General features: G+C 71.8%; 22 protein-coding genes and 1 pseudogene. 7 read left to right on the plus strand and 16 right to left on the minus strand.

What is annotated here, in order from left to right; all coding sequences use genetic code 11:
- Positions 1-39 precede the first annotated feature (39 nt).
- Genes ACFWBD_RS18520 through ACFWBD_RS18530 form a run of 3 tightly spaced genes read right to left on the minus strand, consistent with a single transcriptional unit; the run spans position 40 to position 1,802 of the window.
- On the minus strand, positions 40-1,359 hold the full coding sequence (locus tag ACFWBD_RS18520) for a hypothetical protein (RefSeq protein ID WP_385667665.1): 1,320 nt from the start codon (positions 1,357-1,359) through the stop codon (positions 40-42).
- 13 nt (positions 1,360-1,372) lie between these two features.
- The gene (locus tag ACFWBD_RS18525; RefSeq protein ID WP_385667668.1) at positions 1,373-1,630 is read right to left on the minus strand and encodes a hypothetical protein; all 258 of its coding nucleotides are present in this window, start codon (positions 1,628-1,630) and stop codon (positions 1,373-1,375) included.
- Positions 1,623-1,802 (minus strand): hypothetical protein, encoded by a 180-nt coding sequence (locus ACFWBD_RS18530; protein WP_385667670.1) that lies wholly within the window; start codon positions 1,800-1,802, stop codon positions 1,623-1,625. Before ACFWBD_RS18530 ends, ACFWBD_RS18525 begins: the two co-directional genes overlap by 8 nt.
- A 363-nt stretch (positions 1,803-2,165) precedes the next feature.
- On the opposite strand from ACFWBD_RS18530, the gene ACFWBD_RS18535 reads away from it, so the two are divergent.
- Together ACFWBD_RS18535 and ACFWBD_RS18540 are read left to right on the plus strand one after the other, a co-directional pair.
- Complete coding sequence (locus ACFWBD_RS18535; RefSeq protein ID WP_385667672.1) at positions 2,166-2,510, plus strand: hypothetical protein; 345 nt, start codon at positions 2,166-2,168, stop codon at positions 2,508-2,510.
- Positions 2,511-2,517: 7 nt separating this feature from the next.
- Positions 2,518-2,756 (plus strand): annotated as a pseudogene (locus tag ACFWBD_RS18540) (IS5/IS1182 family transposase); the annotation flags it as partial.
- Positions 2,757-2,807: 51 nt separating this feature from the next.
- Here ACFWBD_RS18540 and glnA read toward each other — a convergent pair.
- Positions 2,808-4,217 (minus strand): type I glutamate--ammonia ligase, encoded by a 1,410-nt coding sequence (glnA, locus tag ACFWBD_RS18545; RefSeq protein WP_355703199.1) that lies wholly within the window; start codon positions 4,215-4,217, stop codon positions 2,808-2,810.
- Between the two features lie 197 nt (positions 4,218-4,414).
- Between glnA and ACFWBD_RS18550 the strand changes: the two genes are divergently transcribed.
- The gene (locus ACFWBD_RS18550; protein WP_385667673.1) at positions 4,415-4,882 is read left to right on the plus strand and encodes an RDD family protein; all 468 of its coding nucleotides are present in this window, start codon (positions 4,415-4,417) and stop codon (positions 4,880-4,882) included.
- Positions 4,883-5,067: 185 nt separating this feature from the next.
- Here ACFWBD_RS18550 and ACFWBD_RS18555 read toward each other — a convergent pair whose 3' ends face one another.
- From ACFWBD_RS18555 to lipB, 4 genes are all read right to left on the minus strand, one after another.
- The gene (locus ACFWBD_RS18555) at positions 5,068-5,769 is read right to left on the minus strand and encodes a DUF4191 domain-containing protein (protein WP_385667675.1); all 702 of its coding nucleotides are present in this window, start codon (positions 5,767-5,769) and stop codon (positions 5,068-5,070) included.
- A 67-nt stretch (positions 5,770-5,836) separates the two neighbouring features.
- Positions 5,837-6,037: a hypothetical protein gene (locus ACFWBD_RS18560; protein WP_385667677.1), complete on the minus strand. Its 201-nt coding sequence runs from the start codon at positions 6,035-6,037 to the stop codon at positions 5,837-5,839.
- A gap of 279 nt (positions 6,038-6,316) precedes the next feature.
- A complete protein-coding gene (gene lipA / locus ACFWBD_RS18565) occupies positions 6,317-7,282 on the minus strand; it encodes a lipoyl synthase (protein WP_385667679.1) in 966 nt (321 codons plus the stop codon).
- Between the two features lie 116 nt (positions 7,283-7,398).
- Complete coding sequence (gene lipB / locus ACFWBD_RS18570; RefSeq protein WP_385667681.1) at positions 7,399-8,196, minus strand: lipoyl(octanoyl) transferase LipB; 798 nt, start codon at positions 8,194-8,196, stop codon at positions 7,399-7,401.
- Positions 8,197-8,439: 243 nt separating this feature from the next.
- Between lipB and ACFWBD_RS18575 the strand changes: the two genes are divergently transcribed.
- The gene (locus ACFWBD_RS18575) at positions 8,440-9,960 is read left to right on the plus strand and encodes a regulator (RefSeq protein ID WP_385667683.1); all 1,521 of its coding nucleotides are present in this window, start codon (positions 8,440-8,442) and stop codon (positions 9,958-9,960) included.
- A gap of 151 nt (positions 9,961-10,111) precedes the next feature.
- On the opposite strand, the gene ACFWBD_RS18580 is transcribed toward ACFWBD_RS18575, so the two are convergent.
- Together ACFWBD_RS18580 and ACFWBD_RS18585 are read right to left on the minus strand one after the other, a co-directional pair.
- A complete protein-coding gene (locus tag ACFWBD_RS18580) occupies positions 10,112-11,530 on the minus strand; it encodes an NAD(P)/FAD-dependent oxidoreductase (protein ID WP_385667684.1) in 1,419 nt (472 codons plus the stop codon).
- A 161-nt stretch (positions 11,531-11,691) separates the two neighbouring features.
- Positions 11,692-12,585 (minus strand): TIGR01777 family oxidoreductase, encoded by an 894-nt coding sequence (locus ACFWBD_RS18585; protein ID WP_385667686.1) that lies wholly within the window; start codon positions 12,583-12,585, stop codon positions 11,692-11,694.
- A gap of 71 nt (positions 12,586-12,656) precedes the next feature.
- On the opposite strand from ACFWBD_RS18585, the gene ACFWBD_RS18590 reads away from it, so the two are divergent.
- Positions 12,657-13,154: a GNAT family N-acetyltransferase gene (locus ACFWBD_RS18590; RefSeq protein ID WP_385667688.1), complete on the plus strand. Its 498-nt coding sequence runs from the start codon at positions 12,657-12,659 to the stop codon at positions 13,152-13,154.
- A 15-nt stretch (positions 13,155-13,169) separates the two neighbouring features.
- Here the strand turns inward: ACFWBD_RS18590 and ACFWBD_RS18595 are convergent, their stop codons facing one another.
- Positions 13,170-14,354 carry a MarP family serine protease gene (locus ACFWBD_RS18595; RefSeq protein ID WP_385667690.1) on the minus strand — a complete coding sequence of 395 codons (1,185 nt, stop codon included), beginning with the start codon at positions 14,352-14,354 and terminating at the stop codon, positions 13,170-13,172.
- Positions 14,355-14,561: 207 nt separating this feature from the next.
- On the opposite strand from ACFWBD_RS18595, the gene ACFWBD_RS18600 reads away from it, so the two are divergent.
- The gene (locus ACFWBD_RS18600; protein ID WP_385667692.1) at positions 14,562-15,422 is read left to right on the plus strand and encodes a peptidoglycan recognition protein; all 861 of its coding nucleotides are present in this window, start codon (positions 14,562-14,564) and stop codon (positions 15,420-15,422) included.
- Between the two features lie 72 nt (positions 15,423-15,494).
- Positions 15,495-15,800 carry a hypothetical protein gene (locus ACFWBD_RS18605; RefSeq protein ID WP_385667712.1) on the plus strand — a complete coding sequence of 102 codons (306 nt, stop codon included), beginning with the start codon at positions 15,495-15,497 and terminating at the stop codon, positions 15,798-15,800.
- A 13-nt stretch (positions 15,801-15,813) separates the two neighbouring features.
- Here ACFWBD_RS18605 and ACFWBD_RS18610 read toward each other — a convergent pair whose 3' ends face one another.
- The 5 genes from ACFWBD_RS18610 to sucB form a co-directional block, all read right to left on the minus strand.
- On the minus strand, positions 15,814-16,335 hold the full coding sequence (locus ACFWBD_RS18610) for a DUF4240 domain-containing protein (RefSeq protein ID WP_355703290.1): 522 nt from the start codon (positions 16,333-16,335) through the stop codon (positions 15,814-15,816).
- A 67-nt stretch (positions 16,336-16,402) separates the two neighbouring features.
- A complete protein-coding gene (locus ACFWBD_RS18615; protein WP_385667694.1) occupies positions 16,403-17,410 on the minus strand; it encodes a helix-turn-helix transcriptional regulator in 1,008 nt (335 codons plus the stop codon).
- Between the two features lie 147 nt (positions 17,411-17,557).
- On the minus strand, positions 17,558-20,263 hold the full coding sequence (aceE, locus tag ACFWBD_RS18620) for a pyruvate dehydrogenase (acetyl-transferring), homodimeric type (RefSeq protein ID WP_385667696.1): 2,706 nt from the start codon (positions 20,261-20,263) through the stop codon (positions 17,558-17,560).
- A gap of 293 nt (positions 20,264-20,556) precedes the next feature.
- Positions 20,557-21,180, minus strand: coding sequence for a GntR family transcriptional regulator (locus ACFWBD_RS18625; protein ID WP_385667698.1), 624 nt, complete (start codon positions 21,178-21,180; stop codon positions 20,557-20,559).
- Positions 21,181-21,426: 246 nt separating this feature from the next.
- A partial coding sequence (gene sucB / locus ACFWBD_RS18630; protein WP_385667700.1) for a 2-oxoglutarate dehydrogenase, E2 component, dihydrolipoamide succinyltransferase occupies positions 21,427-22,470 on the minus strand: 1,044 nt, incomplete at its 5' end.

Below are 22,470 nucleotides of genomic sequence, written 5' to 3' on the forward strand. Positions count from 1 at the left end.
CGCGAACCGGCGAGGACACCGGCGCGGATCCACGCGTCCTCAGCGCCGTGCGGCCCGAGTCGCCCGCTGCCTCAGCTCCTCGTCGGGATCACCCCGCAGCGCGATCAGGGCACGCTGGCCCACCGCCCCACCCTGCTCCGCAAGCAGCCGGAGCGCGGCGATCCGCACAGGCCGGGGCCACCCGGCGCCCAGGCGCTCGACGAGCCACTCCTCGGGCACCAGCCCCGCCGAGGGCAGCACCGCCGCGGTCACCTCCCGCACCACTCCCGGTGCCGGGTCGTCGAGCAACGGCAACAGCCGCCGCGCGTCGGCCGCGTCCAGCACGCGCAGCCCGGCCACGGCCCGCGCCCGCACGCTCGCGGCCGGATGCCGGACCAGCGGCCAGAGCACCTCCGCGTCACCCCGCTCCCCGCACTCCGCGAGCCCGGCGACGGCGCCCGGCGGCAGGGTGGGACCGCCCCGCTCCGCGCACCGTGCCCGGTACCAGGACAGCGGATCGCCCCCGTGCTGCCGTACGACATATCGCGCACAGGCCCGCACGAGCCCCGCCCGGTCGGCCAGGAACTCCACAGCCTGCTCCGCCCGCCCGGCCCGCCGCAGCGCGGTCACCCCGGCGGAACGGACCCGCGAGTTGCGCGCGGTGAGCAGCGGTTCGAGTACGTCGTCGGCGTTCCCGTCCGTCAGAGCGGCCAAGGCGGCCAGGGCGGCATCCGCGCACAGGTTCTGGACGATGACGTCGTCGTCCCGCGTGGCGACGCGGGCCAGCTCGCCGGGGGAGAAAAGGCTCTCCTCGACGGCCCGTCGGTACGCGTACCGCCGTACGGAGCGATCGGAGGCGGTGTACAGCGCCGTAAGGATCCCACGAGGTGCCTCGCGCAGCACTTCGTCGGCCAGGCGGACGGCGAAGTCGCCCCGTTCCCGACGCCCGACGCGCAGGATCAGGGGCAGGAGGGCCACGGCCCGCCCGGCGTCGAGCACCTCGCCCAGCAGCAGGCGCGCTTGTTTCCGTACGGGTTCCGCCCAGTCGGCGCACCGCACGACCAGCAGCGGCAGCAGATCGGGGTGCCCGCCGATCCGCCACAGTGCCGCCGCCCGGATCCGGCCGTCCCGGTGGCACAGCGCGAGGGCGAGTTGCGGCTCACTGAGTGGCCCGCCGGCGTGCAAGGTGGCGGTCAGCCTGCGCCCGGCCTCGTCCCACTCCCATTCCGGCAGGTAGTGCGCGCCCCGGTGGACCGGCCGGACGCCCGCGTCCAGTGCCGTCCAGGCGGCCGGAACACCGCAGTCGAGCGCCTCCCGCAAGGGCACTCCCCAGGCGAGCCGCACCGCCGTCGCCGACCCGCCCGTGATGTCCTCCCGCACCCGCGCCGTCTCCCTAGTAGGGCGCCCGGAACCGCGCGTACCCCAGCAGGAGGATCACCGCGGCCACGCAGCCGAGTACGAGCGTCGTCGACAGCCATGACGACCGGGGCGATGACACCCGGTCCGGGTCGCCGCGGAACGGGACCGGCTCGGGTGGGTTCTCCTTCCAGCGGGCGGCCAGCATCCGGGCCCGCGCCGAGGGTTCCTTGTGCGCCGCGCCGTCCGCCCACGTGAGGTCGAACTCCCGCTCCACATCGTCCTGTTCAGGCATTCTCGTTCTCCCCCGTCACCTCCGTCGAGGCCTTCCCCTCGAACAGCAGTGCCAGAAACCATACGACGACGCCCCCGTCCCTGAGAAACAGGAAACGGGGGCGGCGGCACAGCCCGGAGAGGCCGATCGCACACGGGCCGGTCGGCCCTCGTCGTTGTTCGTTGTAGGTCACCCTGGGACGGCCCACAGACGGCCCGGCTGCGATGCCCTGGCGGGCTCCGCGCGTGTCAGTACGAGGAATCCAAGGCGAAGCCGCAGATTTACAGTCCCCTCAGGGATTGGCTCTGAGAAGCGTCTGACCTGGGGCAAGTGACCGCAATGCGCGCGGGTGGCGCATGGGTCGTAGGTACACCTCGGCCTCCCCTGAGTACCTGCTTGCGAATCTGCTTACCCAACGGTTGTTGTCCCGCACGATGAGTCTTCCCGAAGAGTCTCGGGCCTAAGGGCTGTCCGGCAAACGCTGGCTGGGTGGGGCCCAGGTGAGGGCCGGGATACCCGCGAGCGTCCGACACGGCCGGTGTGGCAGCCTGCTGACATGCCATGGGAGCTGCGAGAACATGCAGGCCGTCACTACGCCGTCCTGTTCCACTACGCGTTGCCTGACGATGCCTGGGCCGTGGAGCTGAGCGAGGCTGTGCCTGCGCTGGCCACGGGTGCCGAGAACCCCAACGCCGCGGTGACCCACTTGCCCGGCGCTGCCTTCTTGGTAGCGCTTGTCCCAGACGAGGACCCGAATCTGCAACCGACCGTTCGCGTCTACAGCCCTGACGAGCGTGTTGTCCCCTACGAGATCATGCGCTGGTTCATGGAGCAGGTGGCCGACCAGGTAGAACGCTGCCGCATCGCGTTCGAGCAGGGGGCACCTGAAGCAGTGGAATGATCACGCAGTGACTGGTGTGATCACGGCGTCGGAGCCGTCCTGGATAGCCCCGTTCACCGGGCTCAGCCCGCGGCAGTTCGGGAAGCTGGTAACGGTGCTGCGGCGCGAGGGGGCGGATGCGGTCCGCGGGGCCGGCCGTGGAGCCTTCCGCTGGAGGACCGGGCCCTGCTGGTCGCGGCCTACCGGCGGACGAACGCAAAAGGCCGCCGGCCGCGCCCTTCCCGGAGTGGGAAGAGCGCGGCCGACGGCCCACACACGGCCCAGGGGAGCGGAAACCCGCTCTGACCTGGGGCGATATCACACGTCGAAGTACAGCTCGAACTCGTGCGGGTGCGGACGCAGCTGGAGCGGGGCGATCTCGTTGGTGCGCTTGTAGTCGATCCACGTCTCGATCAGGTCGGACGTGAAGACGTCACCGGCGAGCAGGAACTCGTGGTCCGCCTCGAGGCGGTCGAGGACGGCCGGGAGCGAGGTCGGGACCTGCGCGACGCCCGCGTGCTCCTCGGGGGCCAGCTCGTAGAGGTCCTTGTCGATCGGCTCGGCCGGCTCGATCTTGTTCTTGATGCCGTCCAGGCCCGCGAGCAGCAGGGCGGAGAACGCCAGGTACGGGTTGCCGGAGGAGTCGGGCGCGCGGAACTCGACGCGCTTGGCCTTCGGGTTGGAGCCCGTGATCGGGATGCGCATGGCCGCGGAGCGGTTGCGCTGCGAGTACACCAGGTTGACCGGAGCCTCGAAGCCCGGGACCAGACGGTGGTAGGAGTTCACCGTCGGGTTGGTGAAGGCCAGCAGCGACGGGGCGTGCTTGAGGATGCCGCCGATGTAGTAGCGGGCCATGTCCGAAAGGCCCGCGTAACCGGCCTCGTCGTAGAAGAGCGGGGAGCCGCCGGTCCACAGCGACTGGTGGACGTGCATGCCCGAGCCGTTGTCGCCGAAGATCGGCTTCGGCATGAAGGTCGCGGTCTTGCCGTTGCGCCAGGCGACGTTCTTCACGATGTACTTGAAGAGCTGGAGGTCGTCGGCCGCGGCGAGCAGCGTGTTGAACTTGTAGTTGATCTCGGCCTGGCCGGCGGTGCCCACCTCGTGGTGCTGGCGCTCGACCTGGAGGCCGGACGCGGCCAGCTCCAGGGAGATCTCCGCACGCAGGTCGGCGAAGTGGTCGACCGGCGGGGTCGGGAAGTAGCCGCCCTTGTAGCGGACCTTGTAACCGCGGTTGTTCTCGACCGCACCGGTGTTCCAGGCGCCGGCCTCGGAGTCGATGTGGTAGAAGGACTCGTTCGCCGAGGTCTGGAAGCGCACGCTGTCGAAGACGTAGAACTCGGCCTCGGGGCCGAAGTACGCGGTGTCGGCGATACCGGTCGACGCCAGGTACGCCTCCGCCTTCTTCGCCACGTTGCGCGGGTCACGGGAGTACTGCTCGCCCGTGATCGGGTCGTGGATGAAGAAGTTGATGTTCAGCGTCTTGTCACGGCGGAACGGGTCCACGCGCGAGGTCGACAGGTCGGCGCGCAGCGCCATGTCGGACTCGTGGATGGCCTGGAAACCGCGGATCGACGAGCCGTCGAAGGCCAGCTCCTCGTCCGGGTCGAACGCCTCGACGGGCAGCGTGAAGTGCTGCATCACGCCCGGCAGGTCGCAGAAGCGGACGTCGACGAACTTGACGTCCTCGTCCGCGATGAACTTCTTGGCCTCGTCGGCGTTCTGGAACATCCAGCTCCTCCTACTCCCGGCCGTCGAGCCGGGGTGGTAGTTCGTTCGTGCGGCCAGTGCGGTGGCACACGCTGTCATCGACCCTAGGGACGGGTGATTTCTCGGGCGTGACCCATTTGTTTCGCACAAGTTAACCGGAGCCTGCCCGGTGTACCCCACCTGTCCGTATCGCGAAACGGGCGCAGTACCGTGGTCGGGTGGACAACAGGGATGCAATCGGCTCGTGGCTCTCGGGCCCCCGCGCGGCCGCCGAGGAAGCCGGTGTCGACTTCGGATACAGGGGCGAACAGCTCGGTCTGCCGGAGCAGGGGCCGGGCTCGATCGCCCGCCCCGGCCGACGGCTCGGGGCGCTGGCCGTGGACTGGGGCTTCGGCGTCTTGATCGCATACAGCTTGATCACGGACGGCTACCGCCCGGCGACCAGCAACTGGGCTCTGCTCGTCTTCTTCGCGCTGAGCGTCCTGACGGTCGGCACGGTCGGCTCCACCCCGGGCAAGCGTCTGTTCGGCCTGCGTGTGGTGTCCGTCGAGACCGGCACGGTCAGCCCCCTGCGCGCCGTGGCGCGCACGATCCTGCTCTGCCTGGCCCTCCCGGCCCTGATCTGGGACCGCGACGGCCGCGGCCTGCACGACCGCCTGGCCCGCACGGTGGAAGTCCGGATCTGATCCTCCGATACGGCGAATCGCTTCCGGTTCGGCCAAAGGGTTTCCTGTACGGCGAAGCGCTTCCGGTACGGCCAAGGGGTTTCCTGTACGGCGAAGCGCTTCCGGTTCGGCCAAGGGGTTTCCGGTACGACGAAGGGGGCGCCGGGAATGATCCGGGCGCCCCCTTCGTGACGTGGAAGGGTGACTCAGCGGGCCTTGCCGCCGCCCTTCGGCAGGCGCATGCCCTTCGGCATCGGACCCTTCGGCAGCGGCATGTTGCTCATCAGGTCGCCCATGGCGCGCAGCCGGTCGTTGGTGGCGGTCACCTGGGGGCCGGCCAGGACCCGCGGGTACTTCAGCAGGGTGGTGCGCAGCTTCTTCAGCGCGACCTGGCCCTCGCCCGTACCGACGATCACATCGTGCACCGGCACGTCCGCGACGATGCGGTTCATCTTCTTCTTCTCGGCGGCCAGCAGGCTCTTCACCCGGTTCGGGTTGCCCTCGGCGACCAGGACGATGCCGGCCTTGCCGACGGCCCGGTGGACCACGTCCTGGCTGCGGTTCATCGCCACCGCGGGGGTGGTGGTCCAGCCCCGGCCGACGTTGTCGAGCACGGCCGCGGCGGCGCCCGGCTGGCCCTCCATCTGGCCGAAGGCGGCCCGCTCGGCCCGGCGTCCGAACACGATCGCCGTCGCGAGGAAGGCGAGCAGGAAGCCCAGGATGCCCAGGTAGACCGGGTGACCGATCAGGAAACCGATCGCGAGAAAGACGCCAAAGGTGATGAGGAAGACGCCCGCGAGGACAAAACCGATCGTCTTGTCGGCCTTGTGGGTCATCTTGAACGTCAGAGCGATCTGCTTCAGTCGCCCGGGGTTAGCGGCGTCCGCCGCACTGTCACTTCTCGCCATGCCACGAAGTCTACGTGGCCCCGGAAGCGCCTACGACGGCAGGAGGGGAGGTGTGGGGAGGGGTGGGTCAGAGGCGGGCGGAGGTGACCGCTTCGAGGACGCGCTGCGCCTCGACCCGGTCCTTGGCGCGACGGCGGTCCTCCAGGACGGAGGTCCAGGCGTTGCGACGGGCGGTGCGCTGGCCGCTGCTCATGAGCAACGACTCGACGGCGCGCAGTGCGGTGCTGAAGGTCGGGATCGCGGTGGCGCGAACGGGCGCGGCCTGCATGGTGGGTGTCCCCCTCGGACGGCTTCGGGTACGGGGCTGTGTTCTACGTGACGTGATACCAGCGTCACTGTTTGGTGTTACCAGGGCATGACCGACCGGTCAAACACGAATGAAACCTTGATGCGCAGGGCCGAAACGCTGACGCGGCCCCGGCGTACGCCCTCATCTGCGAGGACGGCCGGAGCCGCGTCGAATCGGTCACTACTGGCGAGTAGTATCTTGTGCGCGAATTCACACACACGGCCTGCGGCCGCACGGCGCAAGGGAGCTGACGTCGCGTCAGACGGCCTGTGAGGCGATGAACGCACCGCGCTTCTCGACGGCCATCCGGTACAGGCGCCCGGCACGGTAGGAGGACCGTACCAGCGGGCCCGACATCACGCCGGAGAAGCCGATCTGCTCGGCCTCCTCCTTCAGCTCCACGAACTCGTGCGGCTTGACCCAGCGCTCCACCGGGTGGTGACGCACGGAGGGCCGCAGGTACTGCGTGATGGTGACCAGCTCGCAGCCGGCCTCGTGCAGCTGCCGGAGCGCGTCACTGACCTCCTCGCGGGTCTCGCCCATCCCGAGGATCAGGTTCGACTTGGTGACGAGCCCGTGGTCGCGGGCCGCCGTGATGACGTTCAGCGAACGCTCGTAACGGAAGCCGGGCCGGATCCGCTTGAAGATCCGCGGGACGGTCTCGACGTTGTGCGCGAAGACCTCGGGCCGAGAGGAGAAGACCTCCGCCAGCTGCTCCGGAACGGCGTTGAAGTCGGGCGCGAGCAGCTCCACCTTCGTGCGCCCGGCCTCCCGCCCGGCGGTCTGCAGGTGGATCTGCCGGACGGTCTCGGCGTAGAGCCACGCCCCGCCGTCCGCCAGGTCGTCCCGTGCCACGCCGGTGATGGTGGCGTAGTTCAGGTCCATCGTGACGACGGACTCACCGACGCGCCGCGGCTCGTCACGGTCCAGCGCCTCGGGCTTGCCGGTGTCGATCTGGCAGAAGTCGCAGCGCCGGGTGCACTGGTCGCCGCCGATCAGGAAGGTCGCCTCACGGTCTTCCCAGCACTCGTAGATGTTGGGACAGCCGGCTTCCTGGCACACGGTGTGCAGCCCCTCGCTCTTCACGAGGTTCTGCATCTTGGTGTACTCGGGACCCATTTTCGCCCGGGTCTTGATCCACTCGGGCTTGCGCTCGATGGGGGTCTGGCTGTTGCGGACCTCCAGGCGCAGCATCTTGCGTCCGTCGGGTGCGACTGCGGACACGTCGGCTCCCTGCCTGTCTGCGTAGACTTTCGATTCTTCGGCGTACACCAGGGTACGCCCGTGATTTTCGGGTCCTGCTGTGAGGCCAACCTCAGAGCCGAGGGGCCCATTCCCGGTCAGACGGTCGCCTTCTCGATCTCCCGAGGCTTCGGTTCCGCGGTCTCGAGGACGTCCTTCAGATGCCGCTCCACCACCGGCAGCACCTCGTCGATCGTGACGTTGCGGCCCAGCTCGTTCGCCAGCGAGGCGACGCCCGCGTCCCGGATCCCGCACGGGATGATCCGGTCGAACCACTTGTTGTCAGGGTTCACGTTGAGCGCGAAGCCGTGCATCGTGACGCCCTTGGCGACCCGGATGCCGATCGCCGCGATCTTGCGGTCCTCGCGCCGCTGGCCCGCGTTCGAGGGGGCGTACTCCGGGCCGTTCAGCCGCGGATCGAACTCCTCGTCGGTGAGCCGGGGGTCGAAGTCCAGCGACAGCCCGCCGAGCGAGGGGCGCTGTTCCACCGGATCGCCGAGCACCCACACCCCGCTGCGGCCCTCGACCCGGGAGGTCTCGAGGCCGAACTCCGCGCACACCCGGATCAGGGCGTCCTCCAGGCGCCGCACATGGGCGACGACGTCCACCGGCCGCGGCAGCTTCAGGATCGGGTAGCCCACCAGCTGTCCCGGCCCGTGCCAGGTGATCTTGCCGCCGCGGTCCACGTCCACGACCGGGGTGCCGTCCAGGGGGCGCTCGTCATCGGCGGTGCGCCGGCCCGCGGTGTACACCGGGGGATGCTCCAGGAGCAGCACGGTGTCCGGAACCTCGTCGGTGAACCGCGCCGCGTGCACGCGGCGTTGCTCGTCCCACGCCTCCTGGTACTCGACGGCGTCCCCGCCGAACCCCATCCGGACGAACCGCAGCTCGCTCACGGCAAGCGCCTCCCTGGAAAGTCGTCAGGCACGTAACGCGCCCACGCCACTGTACGTCCGCGCGCTCCGCGTCAGCTCTGGGGTCAATCCTCACACGATCGGATGAATGAACGTCGATATGTGCGACCGGCTGCTTACGCTCCGCTACATTCGCGCCGTTCGAGGCCAAAAGGGCTGCTCACCGCAGCAGGGCACTTCATCCGGGCACGTCAAAGGCCCGGGAGGCAGGAGACCGCACCGCAGATGACGGAACGACCCGCGCAGCGCACTCCCAACCGCCAGCTCGCCGCGCTCATCGCAGAAGCGGGGTTCTCCAACGCGGGACTGGCCCGTCGCGTCGATCAGCTCGGCCTCGAACACGGGCTGGACCTCAGATACGACAAGACGTCCGTCACCCGGTGGCTGCGTGGGCAGCAGCCCCGGGGCACCACCCCCGCGCTCATCGCCGAGGTCTTCACCCGGCGCCTGGGCCGTCGCCTCACCGCCCAGGACCTCGGCCTGGACGCCTGTGCCCCCGTCTACGCGGGCCTGGAGTTCGCCGGTACGCCCGAGGAGGCCATCGACATCGTCGGGGGCCTCTGGCGCAAGGACTCCGGCAGCCACGCCGAGCTCCGCAAGATCGCCTTCACCCCGGCGGGGCTCGTCGTGCCGAGCCGTGACTGGCTGATCGGGCGGGCCGACGAGAAGGTCGCCCGCAGCGAACCGCCCGCCCGGGTATCCGTCCAGGGCCGTCCGGCGCACCGGCCCCCCGTGCCCCAGCAGCCCTCGTCCACGCCGCCCATGGTGGCGCCGGTCCAGGTGCTGCCGGGACCGGCGGCCGTCCCCCGGCAGCGCGGCCAGGGCAGCGAGCGGAGCCTCGGCCAACGGGTCACCGGCGGCGACATCTCCGCGCTCCGCTCGGTCGGCGAGCTCTTCCGCACCCTGGACGACCGGTACGGCGGCGGTCACGCCCGCCAGGCCCTCGTGCGCTATCTGGAGCACGAGTGCGAGCCGATGCTGCGGGGCGCCTACGGCGAGCAGACCGGCCGGCGTCTGTTCGGCGCGGCCGCCGACCTGACCCGCCTCGCGGGCTGGACCTCCTTCGACATCGCCGCGCACGGCCTGGCCCAGCGCTACTTCGTCCAGGCCCTGCGCCTCTCCCAGGCGGCCGGTGACCGGGCGTACGGCTCCTTCGTCCTGGTCACCATGAGCCGCCAGGCCGTCTACCTCGGCCACGGGCGCGAGGCCGTGCAGCTCGCGCGGGTGGCCCAGCAGGGGGTCGGCACGGGCGCTCCGGCCGTCGTGCAGGCGCTGCTGCACGCGGCGGAGGCGCGCGGGCACGGGGTGCTCGGCGAGGTGCGTGCCTCGACCGCCGCCCTCGTCCGCGCGGAACGGGCGCTGGAGGCGGCCAAGTCCGGCGACGAGGTGCCGCACTGGGCGCGCTTCTTCGACGAGGCGCAGCTCGCCGACGAGTTCGGGCACTGCCACCGCGACCTCCAGCAGTTCCGGGCGGCGGCCCAGCACGCCGAACGCTCCCTCCAGCTGCGTCCCGCCGCGCACGCCCGCAGTCGGCTGTTCTGCCGGGTCGTCCTCGCCTCCGCCCGGCTCGGCCTCGGCGAGCTCGACCAGGCCTGCCAGCTGGCCGCGGAGGCCGCCGGGCAGGCGGCGGAGATGCGGTCCGTCCGTGCGCTGGAGTACGTCCGGGACTTCGAGCGCAGGCTGGAGCCGTACAAGGACGCGGCCCCGGCCCGCACCTACCGCGACAAGGTAGCGGCCTTGGGCTGACCCCACCCCCAGGGGACGGAGCCCCCAGACCCTCGAACGCCGGGCGGGCTCAAGCGCCCGGGCGTTGCCTTTCGACCTACCGAGTCGGGTGGTGGGTGGGCATAGGCCGGGGGGCTGGGGGCGGAGCCTCCAGGGGGTGGGGACGGGACGGTCATGCCGCGGCCTGCTCCTGACGGGCCGTCGGCAACGATTCGGCGGCGTGCAGTGAACCGGCGGCGCCCAGATCGGAGACGATCGCCGCCGCGGCCCGGTGCGCCGAGTGCAGCGCGCCCTGCACGGTGCTGGTGTCCCGATGGTCGCCGCACACGTACAGGCCCGCCAGCAACCGCACCGCCCGCCGCAGATCGTGCGGCGCCCGCATCGCCGGCACGGCCTCGGCGGTGTGATGCACGGCCAGCGTCTCCCAGCGCGCGGTCGAGGTGCCGTACAGCCGGGACAGATGCATGCGTACGGCGGTGTCGACGCCCGGCGGCGGGGTGCCGAGGACCGTGGACGAGATCAGCGCGCGTCCCGCGGGCGCGCGGCTGGGGTCGACCCGGCTGACCACGGCGGTGTGCGCGACCGGCCCGCCCCGGTCGGCGTCGAGGAGCAGCGACGCACCGGTCGCGGGCGGGTCGTCCGTCGTGTGGTGGACGACCGTCACCGGATGGAAGTCGGGCACCCGCAGCCCGGGCAGCAGCTCCGCGGCGGTGCGCGCGTCGGTGGCGACCAGCACGGCGCGGCAGCGGAACTCGCCGTGTTCGGCGGTGGTCACCGAGGTCGTGGAGACCGAGGTGACCCGCACCCCGGTGTGCACGGTGCCCGGTGGCAGTGTCCGCGCGAGCAGCTCGGGCAGCACCTCGGCCCCGCCCTCCGGCAGCGACATCCGGCCGGCCGCGAAGGCGCGCAGCGCGAGGTCCGCGCACCGGCTGGAGGTGGTGAGGTCCGGGTCGCAGAGCAGGGCGGCGAGCAGCGGACGCAGGAAGCCGTCGATCGTGCGGGCGGGCAGACCACGGGCGGCGAGGGCCTGGGCGGCCGGCGACTCCGGGCGGCGCATCAGCCGTTCGGCGGGGGTCACCGCGAGCCGGGTGAGCGCGGCGCCCAGCCGGGCCTGGTCCACGGCGGTGCCCAGCGGCGCCCCCGCCCGGACCCTGGGCGGGGGAGCCGGCCGTACCTGCGCGGCCGGGGAGCCGCCGGCGCGCGGCCTGGGCAGCGCGCCGGGCCGGGGAACGCTCGCCAGGGCGCGCACGGCGTGCAATGCGCCCCTTGCGCTCCCCGCGCCCGCCTGCGCGCCCGCGCGGTGATGGCGCCCGTCGCTGTGCAGCAGGACCCCCGGCGCGAACGGACGCAGGACGAGCGCGTCCAGCCCCGGGGTCCGGGCCAGTTCCGGATACGCCGTGGACAGCAGCTGCCCGATGCGGTCGAGCCGGAACCCGTCGACCTTCTCCGTCGACATGCGGCCGCCCACGTAAGGAGCGGCCTCCAGGACTGCGGTCGTTACTCCTGCGCTGGCCAGCCGGTGCGCGGCGGAGAGTCCGGCGACACCGGCTCCCACTACGACGACGTCTGCCTGGTACGCGGGCTCAAGCACGTGCCCCTCCTCGAGGTTGCGCGGCCGGTGGAGACGTCATGCCCCCAACAGCCGTCCCGGATACCCGAGTTCGGGTCGAGGTTAGGGCCGTGATCGGTCAGGAACAGTCGCGCATGGACAGGGCACGGTCGCACGACGGTCGCATACGGTCACGTGAAGGATCAGGCTGCCCGGATGGCGTCCTCGATCCCGGGGAACGCGAAGGTGAACCCGGACTCCAGCAGCCGCTTCGGCACCACCCGCGCGCTGCCCAGCACGTCCCCCGCCATCTCGCCCAGCACCGAGCGCAGCACCGGCGCCGGCACCGAGAACAGCGTCGGCCGGCGCAACACCCGCCCCATCGCCTCGGTGATCTCCCGGTTCGTCAGCGGCTCGGGCGCGGTCAGGTTGAACGGTCCCGACAGGTCGTCGCGGTCGAGCAGATGCCGGATCGCCGCCACCTCGTCGTGCAGCGCGATGTACGACCAGTACTGCCGGCCGTCGCCCATCCGCCCCCCGAGCCCGGCCGTGAAGAGGGGGAACAGCTTGCCCCAGGCCCCGCCGCCGCGCGCCACGACCAGCCCGGTCCGGGTGAGGACCGTACGGACGCCCGCCTCCCGGGCCGGGCCCGCGGCGGCCTCCCACTCCACGCACAGCTCCGGCAGGAAGCCGCTCCCGGCTGGTGAGTCCTCGTCCACCACCCGCTCGCCCGTCTCGCCGTACAGACCCATCGCGCTGCCGTTCACGAAGACCCGCGGCCGTTCGTCGAGCGAGGCGACGGCCTTCGCCAGCGCCGTCGTGCCGTGCACCCGGCTGTCGTGGATCCGCTTCTTGTACGCCTCGCTCCAGCGCCGGTCGCCGACCCCCGCCCCGGCCAGATTGACCACGGCGGCGCACCCGGCGAGCCCGGCCGTGTCCACCTGCCCCCGCTCGGGATCCCAGCGCACCTCGTCCGCGCCCCGCGGCGCATGGCGCACGAGCCGTACCACCTGGTGTCCGTCCGCGGTCAGGGACCGCACCAGGGCGCTGCCGATCAGGCCGGAAGCACCGGCCACCGCGATTCGCTCACGTTCCATGCGGCCATCCTGCCCGGTGGGCGGAGAAAACCCCGGTCCGGTCGCCGGCTCCCCGCCATAGGGTGACGGCCATGCCCGAACCTTCCGCGCCCCGTATCCGCACCGCACGGCCCGCCGACGCCGAGTCGCTGGCCCTCGTCGACCGTCTGACCTGGTCCCCCCTGCACGCGGTCATGCCCGAGCCGGAGCCGCCGTACGCCCCCTTCTTCGACGAGCGCCACGTCCCCGAGGACTATCTGGTCGCCGAACTGGACGGCCGTGTCATCGGCTACGTCCGCCTCGCCCTGCCCACCTCGCTCGCCTGCAACGCGCACGTCCGGCAGATACAGGGCCTCGCCGTCCTCGACGAGGGGCGCGGCCGGGGCGTCGGACGGGCACTGATCCGGGCCGCCCTCGAGGAGGCCCGCCGGCAGGGCGCCCGCCGGATCACCCTGCGCGTCCTCGGCCCCAACACCCCGGCCCGGGGGCTCTACGAGTCCGAGGGGTTCGTGGTGGAGGGCGTCCTGCCGGAGGAGTTCCTGTTGGCCGGCGAGTACGTGGACGACGTGTTCATGGGGCGCCCGCTGTAGAGCGCCGCGCGCGGCTCAGGAGGTCGCGAGCTTCCCCGTGTCCACCGGCTCGGTCGCCTTCGCCGCCCGCTCGGCGTCGCCGGCCACCTCGGCCGCCGTGAGCACGTACCCCGTCTCGTCGTCGGAGGTGGAGCGGGCGAAGACCACGCCGTAGACCCGGCCCGCGGTGGTCAGCAGCGGGCCGCCTGAGTTGCCTGGGCGGACGGTGGAGCGTATCGAGTAGATCTCGCGGGTGACGATCTCGTCGTTGTAGATGTTCCGGCCGGTCGCCTTCACCCGGTTCGCGACCGTCGCCGCCTGGAGGTTCAGGTCGCCGTCCTGCGGATAGCCGGCGACGACCGCGGAGTCCCCGCGCGAGGCGGCGTCGTCGAAGCTCAGGACCGGCGCCCTCAGGTCCGGCACGTACAGCACGGCCACGTCCTTGTCCGGGTCGAAGAGCACCACGCGCGCGTCGTACGACCGGCCCACGCCGCCGATCCGTACGGTCGGGTCGTCGATGCCCGCCACCACGTGAGCGTTGGTCATCACATGCTCGCTCGCGTACACGAAGCCGCTGCCCTCGCGGCCCTGGTCGCCCGAGACGCCCTCGATCTTCACCGTGCTCCGCTTGGCCGCCTCGGTCGCGCTCGGTGTGACGCTGTCTCCGGTGGGCTTGGCGACCTCGGCCGTCGACTCGTTCTCGAAGGGGTTGAAGACCTGCGGGAAGCCCGCCTGGGTCAGCGCCGAGGTGGCCCGCGCGAACCAGGTGGGCGTGGTGTCCGGCATGGCGTCCTGCACGGCCCCCAGCAGCCGGGAGTCCCGTATGGACGACGTGACCACCGGGGACGAGGACGCGCCCAGCACGCTCGCCGCGACCCACGCCACGATCAGCACCGCCACCGCGTTCGCAGCCGCCCCGCCGACCCCGTCGGCCACCCTGAGCGGCCCGCGGTCCAGCTCCCGGCGCAACCGCAGCGCCAGCCGCCCCGCCAGTTCGTGCCCGGCCACCGCGGGGAGGAGGACCGTGCACACCGCCGTCACCGTCGCCGCCGTGGTCCCCGGCGTCACCAGGTCCATCAGCCACGGCAGGACCCACACGCCGATCACCGCGCCGCCCACGAACCCGGCGAGCGAGACGCAGCCGGCCACCAGTCCGCGCCGGTAGCCGGAGCCGGCGTAGGCCAGGATCACCAGCACCAGCAGGATGTCGAGCAGGTCCACACGGCCCGCCTTTCTCTTGGAACTCCTGGTCGGTGAGTACGTGCGGGAAGGACCCAGTGATCAGCTACCCATCGATCACGCGCGCGTGACCGTCCGAATCGGCCACGCGTGCGTGTACCCCGAAAAACGTCGTGGACCGGGAGGATGGTTCCACCAGGTGGCACAGCACACATCGCGGACGGACCGGAACCGGTCGACAGTGGGTTCATGTGTGCCCTCCGACCGGCCGCCCGCGGCGCGCGGGGAACGCGAGGACGGCGCCCGGCGCGGATACCGGGCCCGCTCCTCGTCCTCCTGGGCTGCCTGCCCGGGCTCGCCGCCGTGGCCGCCCTGGGGCTGTGCGCGGGCGGTGTCGACCACGCGGCCACGGCCGCGTCGGGCACCCGCCCGCCCGCCGCCCGGCCCGCCGTCGCCCACCCGGCGCTCCGGCCGCCCATCGTGCCCCGCGCCGCCTGGCTGGACGACCTCGCCCGGCACGCGCAGCCGCCCCCGCGCTACGACGACAAGGTCGTCGCCGTCTTCGTGCACCACACCGACTCGCCCAACGGCTACGACTGCGCCGACGCGCCCCGGATCATCCGCTACCTGTACGCGGGCCAGACCGGCGCCCGGGACTGGGACGACATCGGCTACAACTTCCTCGTCGACCGCTGCGGCACCATCTACGAGGGCCGCGCGGGCGGCGTCGACCGCGCCGTCACCGGCGCCCACACCCAGGGCTTCAACCACCGCACGGCCGGCATCGCCGCACTCGGCACGTTCACCGCCGGGGTACCGGTGCCGCAGGCGATGGTCGACGCGATCGCCGCCCTGACCGCGTGGAAGCTCGGGCTGTCCGACGTCGACCCGCGCGCGGACGTCCGGCTCACCTCCAGCAACAGCCGCAGCCGGTTCGCCGTCGGCGTCACCGCCACCCTCCCCGCGCTGGCCGGTCACAGGGACGGCTACATGACCAGCTGCCCCGGTGCCGCCCTCACCGCGCGGTTGCCGGAGATCCGTGAGACGGCGGCCCGGCTCCAGGGCAGAGCGGCCGCCCGGGCCGTCCGGAGTCTCACAGGAACGCCTTAGGCGGCGTTCAGGGTTCTCCCATCCCCGCGTCCTACGGTCATGCACAACACAAACCGACTGGAGGCGGGGATCATGAACAGCAGTCGTAACCACCGGTCCGCAGGGCACGCGGGGCACGCGGGGCACGCGGGGAACACAGAAGCCACGGGAGGCACGGGCAACGCGGGGACCACGGAGCAGAGCCCGGGCTGGGCCCGGGCCGCGCGCAGCCCCTGGACCGTGCTCTGCGCCGTCGCCGCGGTCGTCCTGGGCCCGGCCGCGACCACCGCCTCCGCCCTGGAGCAGGCCAACAGGGCGCCGATGCACCATGCGGTGCGGGTCGATCAGTCGCAGGCGTACATTCCGACGGACAGCACCCGCCGCAAGCTCGCCGTGTGACCGCCGGCCCGGGTCACTCCTTGAAGCGCTGCCACAGCCGGGGATACCGCTCGGCCAGCGCCCCCTCGTTCTCGAAGGCGACCGGCGTGCCCTCGGGTTCGGCGGGCGCGGGCGGAATGCCCAGGTCCGGGGCGACGGTCCCGGTGAGCTGCTCGTAGGCCTCGTCGGCCGCGTAGCCGAGTTCCTCGGCGTCCCCGTCGATCTCCTCGTCGAAGTCGTCCAGCAGATCGGCGAGCGAGTCCGGGTCGCCGTGCAGGGCCCCCTCGAAGACCTCGCGGCCCTGTCCGATCAGCCAGCACCGGAAGAAGTCGAAGGCGTCGTCGCTGGCCCCGTCCAGCAGCAGCCAGGCAGCGCCCCAAAGGTCCCAGCGGTAGGCGCGGTTGTAGCGGGACTCGAAGTGCCGGGCGAAGTCGAGCACGGATTCCGGGTCCAGCCGGAGCAGCCGCTCCACGAGCAGGTCCGCCTGCTCCTCCGGGTCGCCCCCGGCGGCCTCGCGGGAGGCGTCGACCAGCTCCCAGAACTCCGTCTCGTCCATCACGCGTCCAGCATCGTGCCTCGCAGGGCGCCACGCACCCGGAGTGCCGGGGATTCCAGCGGGATCCTCACCCTTCCCGACGCCCGTAGAGCTTCGTCAGCCGTATCGCCTCCGCGGCGAACCGCTCCCGCAGCGTGGCCGGGGAGAGCACCTCGGCCTCCGGCCCCAGCGCCGCGAGCTGTGTGTGCGCCACCTCCTCCGACTCGACCCGCAGGGTGACCGTCACCCAGCCCGTCCCGTCCGGCTCCGGGACACCCGCCAGCGCGTCCCGGGCGGCCACCGGATCCACGGCGTACGGCAGGTTGCGCACCCCGGCCCCGGAGAGCCGCAGGACCACCTCGGCCCGCAGGATGGACCGCGCGAACCGCTCGGCCTGCGCGCCCCAGAACCCGGGCAGATCGAAGTCGTCGTCTCTGCTGAAACGATCCTCCATGACGTCGGCCCCGACGAACCGGTCGATGCGGTAGGTCCGGAACGCCCCCGTCCCCGTCCCCGTCCCCGTCGCCGCCCCGCCGACCCGGGCGCACAGATACCAGACCCCCGCCTTGAGCACGAGCCCGTACGGCTCCAGCTCCCGCACCACCTCGCTCTCCCCGCGCCGGTAGCGGGCACTCACACACCGGTCGTCCCACACCGCGTCCGCGATCACCGGCAGCAGGGCCGGCGCCGCCGGCTCCCGGAACCAGCCGGGCGCGTCCAGATGGAACCGCTGCGCCGCCGTACGCGGGGCGTCCCGCAGGGAGGGCAGCAGAGCCGCCGACACCTTCAGCCGCGCGGCCGACGCGATGTCCTCGAGACCCATCTCCCGCAGCGCCCCCGGCACCCCGCTCAGGAACAGCGCCTCGGCCTCACCGCGCCCCAGCCCCGTGAGCCGCGTCCGGTATCCCCCGACGAGCCGGTAACCCCCCGCCCGCCCCCGCTCCGCGTACACCGGCACGCCGGCCTCGGACAGCGCCTGCGCGTCCCGCGTGACGGTCCGCTCCGACACCTCCAGTTCCCGGGCCAGTTCGGACGCGGTCATGGTGGGCCGGGACTGGAGGAGGAGCACCATCTTGATGAGGCGGGCAGCGCGCATGCGTTCATCTTGCCGGTGGTCGGGTGCGGCTGTCCGGGGGTGCGACCAGCCACATCCGGGCCGCGCCTGCCGTCGTAGGGCCGGGGAGATGGTGAAGGGCCCGGCGGGCTTCGGCCGCCGGGCCCTTCACCATCGAAACCCCCGGGCCTACAGCCCGTAACGCTCGCGCGCTTCCTTCACCGCGGCCACCTTGACCTCGCCGCGGCGGGCGAGCTGGGCCAGGGCCGCGACGACGATCGACTGCGCGTCGACGCCGAAGTGGCGGCGGGCCGCCTCACGGGTGTCGGAGAGGCCGAAGCCGTCCGCGCCCAGCGAGGACCAGTCCTGCTCGACCCACTGCGCGATCTGGTCCGGGACCTGGCGCATGTAGTCGGAGACCGCGAGGACCGGGCCTTCGGCGCCCTGCAGGGCCTGACGGACGTACGGCAGGCGCTCCTCGCCGCGCAGCAGGGCCGCGTCGGCCTCCAGCGCGTCGCGGCGCAGCTCGGTCCAGGAGGTCGCGGACCACACGTCGCAGGCCACACCCCACTCCTCGGCGAGCAGCCGCTGTGCCTTCAGGACCCAGTGGATCGCCGTGCCGGAGCCGAGGAGCTGGATACGCGGGGCGTTGGCCGCCGCCACGTCCACGCCCGCCGACTCCGCGGTGTTGAAGCGGTACAGGCCCTTGAGGATGCCCTCGTCCACACCGGCCGCGGACGGCTTGGCCGGCTGCGGCATCGGCTCGTTGTAGACGGTGAGGTAGTAGAAGACGTTCGGGTCCTCGCCCGGAGCCGCCTCGCCGTACATCCGGCGCAGACCGTCCTTGACGATCGTCGCGATCTCGTACGCGAACGCCGGGTCGTAGCTGAGGGCGGCCGGGTTGGTCGCGGCGATGACCGGGGAGTGGCCGTCGGCGTGCTGGAGGCCCTCGCCCGTCAGGGTCGTACGGCCGGCCGTGGCGCCGACGAGGAAGCCGCGGCCCAGCTGGTCGCCGAGCTGCCACATCTGGTCGGCCGTGCGCTGCCAGCCGAACATCGAGTAGAAGATGTAGAACGGGATCATCGCCTCACCGTGCGTGGAGTACGCGGTGGACGCGGCGATGAAGTCGGCCATCGAACCGGCCTCGGTGATCCCCTCGTTGAGGATCTGGCCGTTCTCGGCCTCCTTGTAGTACATCAGCTGGTCACGGTCGACCGGCTCGTACGTCTGGCCCTTGGGGGAGTAGATCCCGAGCGACGGGAACAGGCTCTCCATGCCGAAGGTGCGCGCCTCGTCGGGGACGATCGGCACCCAGCGCTTACCCGTCTCCTTGTCGCGGACCAGGTCCTTGACCAGGCGGACGAAGGCCATGGTGGTGGCGATGTTCTGGGAGCCGGAGCCCTTGTCGAAGGAGGCGAACGCCTTCTCCGCCGGGGCCGGCAGCGGGGCGAGCGCGTGCGTACGGCGGGCCGGGGCCGGGCCGCCGAGGGCCGCGCGACGCTCCTGGAGGTAGCGCACCTCGGGCGAGTCGGCGCCCGGGTGACCGTACGGCACGACGCCGTCGACGAACTGGCTGTCCGAGATCGGCAGCTCCAGCAGGTCGCGCATCGCCTTGAACTCGTCCACCGAGAGCTTCTTCATCTGGTGGTTGGCGTTCTTCGACGCGAAGCCCTCGCCGAGGGTGTGGCCCTTGACCGTCTGGGCCAGGATGACCGTCGGGGCGCCCTTGAACTCCACCGCCGCCTTGTAGGCCGCGAACACCTTGCGCGCCTCGTGACCACCGCGGGAGAGGTGGAAACACTCGAGGATCTTGTCGTCGCTCAGCAGCTTCGCGAGCTCGGCGAGCGCCGGGTCCTTGCCGAAGAAGTCCTCGCGGATGTAGGCGGCGCCACGTGTCTGGTACGTCTGCACCTGGGCGTCCGGTACCTCGCGCAGCCTGCGCACGAGCGCGCCCGTGGTGTCGAGCTGGAACAGCTCGTCCCAGGCGGAGCCCCACAGCGACTTGATCACGTTCCAGCCCGCGCCGCGGAACTGGGCCTCCAGCTCCTGCACGATCTTGAAGTTGGCGCGGACCGGGCCGTCGAGGCGCTGGAGGTTGCAGTTGATGACGAAGGTCAGGTTGTCGAGACCCTCGCGGGAGGCGAGTGCGAGTGCCGCCGTCGACTCGGGCTCGTCCATCTCGCCGTCACCGAGGAACGCCCACACGTGGGACGCGGAGACGTCCTTGATGCCGCGGTTGGTGAGATAGCGGTTGAAGCGCGCCTGGTAGATGGCGGAGAGCGGGCCGAGGCCCATCGACACCGTCGGGAACTCCCACAGCCAGGGCAGCCGGCGCGGGTGCGGGTACGACGGGAGGCCTTCGCCGCCCGCCTCCTGGCGGAAGTTGTCGAGGTGCTGCTCGGTCAGCCGGCCGTCGAGGAAGGCGCGGGCGTAGATGCCGGGGGAGGCGTGGCCCTGGATGTAGAGCTGGTCGCCCGAGCCGTCGGCCTCCTTGCCCTTGAAGAAGTGGTTGAAGCCGGTCTCGTAGAGCCAGGCGGCGGAGGCGAAGGTGGCGATGTGGCCGCCGACGCCGTGTTTGCTGCCCCGGGTCACCATCGCGGCCGCGTTCCAGCGGTTCCACGCGGTGATCCGCCGCTCCAACCCCTCGTCACCGGGCGCGGACGGCTCGGCGGCGGTGGGGATGGTGTTGACGTAGTCCGTCTCGAGCAGCTTGGGCAGCGCGATGCCGTTGCCCTCGGCACGCTCCAGCGTGCGGCGCATCAGGTATGCGGCACGGTGCGGCCCGGCCGCCTTGGCGACCGCGTCCAGGGAGGCCTGCCATTCGGCGGTCTCCTCCGGGTCCCGGTCGGGGAGCTGGTCGAGCGCGCTCGGCTGGATGGCCTGGGGGTCGGTCATGTCGCCGCCTTCCTCAGTCGAAGGGGGTTCCCTGTGAGGTGTTTCGGGGGGTGCCCTTGGTCTTTGGCAGGACAGGGCGTGGGGCTCGGTGCGGCGCCGAGTGTGGCTCCGTCCGTGGCCCGTCGGCGACTGTAACCCCCTGATCGATGATCGATCAAAGGGTTGAAGGGCAAAACCTCTCGATTGCGAGAAACTAGGCACGGGGTGCCTTTCGGGCAGGCACCCCGTGCCGCGTAGATCAAGGCTTTTCGCAGGTCGGAGCCCACGTATGAGCGCGTGTACGCTCCACTGAACTAGGGGCGGGGAGCACACCCGAGGACATGCGCCTTCACCAGCTCGGCGATCCTCGGATCCCGCCGCCGGAACGCCTGGACGAGCTCCTCGTGCTCCTCCGCGTACGACTGCTGCACGGTCCCCAGCCAGCGGATCGACAGCGCCGTGAACACCTCGATGCCGAGGCCCTCCCAGGTGTGCAGCAGCACCGAGTTGCCGGCCGCCCGGACCAGCTCCCGGTGAAAACCGACGGTGTGCCGCACCTGGCCGGTGCCGTCCGCGGCGCGGTCGGCCTCGTACAGCGCGGCGACATGCGGTTCGAGGGCCGAGCAGTCCTCGGCCAGCCGCTGCGCGGCCAGCTCCGCCGCGATCGCCTCCAGACCGGCCCGGACGGGGTAACTCTCCTCCAAATCCGCGGCCGTGAGGTTGCGCACCCGCACGCCCTTGTTCGGCGCGGACTCGATCAACCGCAGCGACTCCAGCTCGCGCAGCGCCTCCCGCACCGGAGTCTGGCTGACCTCCAGCTCGGTCGCGATCCGGCGCTCCACGATCCGCTCGCCCGGCTGCCAGCGCCCGCTGACGATCCCCTCCACGATGTGCTCGCGGATCTGTTCGCGCAGCGAGTGGACGACGGGCGCGGTCATGAAGGCTCCTTCGAAGAGGGGCCGCACGGGCCTCCGGGGGCGTTTGACGTTTAGACAATACGGCCGGGGGCCCACGCAGGAGAGGCGCACGGGGGCGCTTTCGAGCAGGTGAGACGAGACTTACACGTTCACACCGGGACTTGCCTGTAAAGACCGGTACCGGACAGGCGCCGCCCGGAGCCGACAGACGGAAGCCCCCGTCCGGAGAGTTCCGGACGGGGGCACCCGCTGTCGAGCCCTGGGAGGTCAGAGGCCGAGTTCGACCTCGAACTCGCCGGCCTCCAGGATCGCCTTGACCGCGGTCAGGTAACGGGCCGCGTCGGCGCCGTCGACCAGACGGTGGTCGTAGGACAGGGTCAGGTACGTCATGTCGCGGACGCCGATGACCGTGCCCTCCTCCGTCTCGATGACGGCCGGACGCTTGACCGTGGCACCGATGCCGAGGATCGCGACCTGGTTCGGCGGCACGATGATCGTGTCGAACAGCGCGCCGCGCGAACCGGTGTTGCTGATGGTGAAGGTCGCGCCGGACAGCTCGTCCGGGGTGATCTTGTTCGCGCGGACCTTGCCCGCCAGGTCGGCCGTGGCCTTGGCGATGCCGGCGATGTTCAGGTCGCCCGCGTGCTTGATGACCGGGGTCATCAGGCCCTTCTCCGAGTCCACCGCGATACCGATGCTCTCGGTGTCGAAGTAGGTGATCGTGCCCTCGTCCACGTTGATCCGGGCGTTGACGGCCGGGTGGGCCTTCAGCGCCTGGGCCGCCGCCTTCACGAAGAACGGCATCGGGGAGAGCTTGACGCCCTCGCGGGCCGCGAAGGAGTCCTTCGCCTGCGCGCGGAGCTTCATCAGCCGGGTGATGTCGACCTCGACGACCGAGGACAGCTGCGCCTGCTCGTGCAGCGCCTTGACCATGTTGTCGCCGATGACCTTGCGGATGCGGGGCATCTTGACGGTCTGGCCGCGGAGGGGAGAGGCCTCCAGCGTCGGGGTCTTCCGGGCTGCCGGGGCAGCGGCGGCCGGAGCCGGAGCCGGAGCCGCGGCGGCCGCCTTCGCGGCCTCGGCGGCGGCGAGGACGTCCTGCTTGCGGATACGACCGCCGACACCGGTGCCCTTGACGGCGGCCAGGTCGACGCCGTTCTCGGCGGCGAGCTTGCGCACCAGCGGGGTCACGTAGGCGCCGTCGTCACCCGCGGGAGCGGCGGGCGCGGGGGCGGCCGGGGCGACCGGAGCCGGAGCGACCGGCGCGGGGGCCGGGGCCGGGGCGGCGGCGGCCGGAGCGGGCGCCGGAGC

The sequence above is a fragment of the Streptomyces sp. NPDC060002 genome, from assembly GCF_042737245.1.
Taxonomy (GTDB): domain Bacteria; phylum Actinomycetota; class Actinomycetes; order Streptomycetales; family Streptomycetaceae; genus Streptomyces.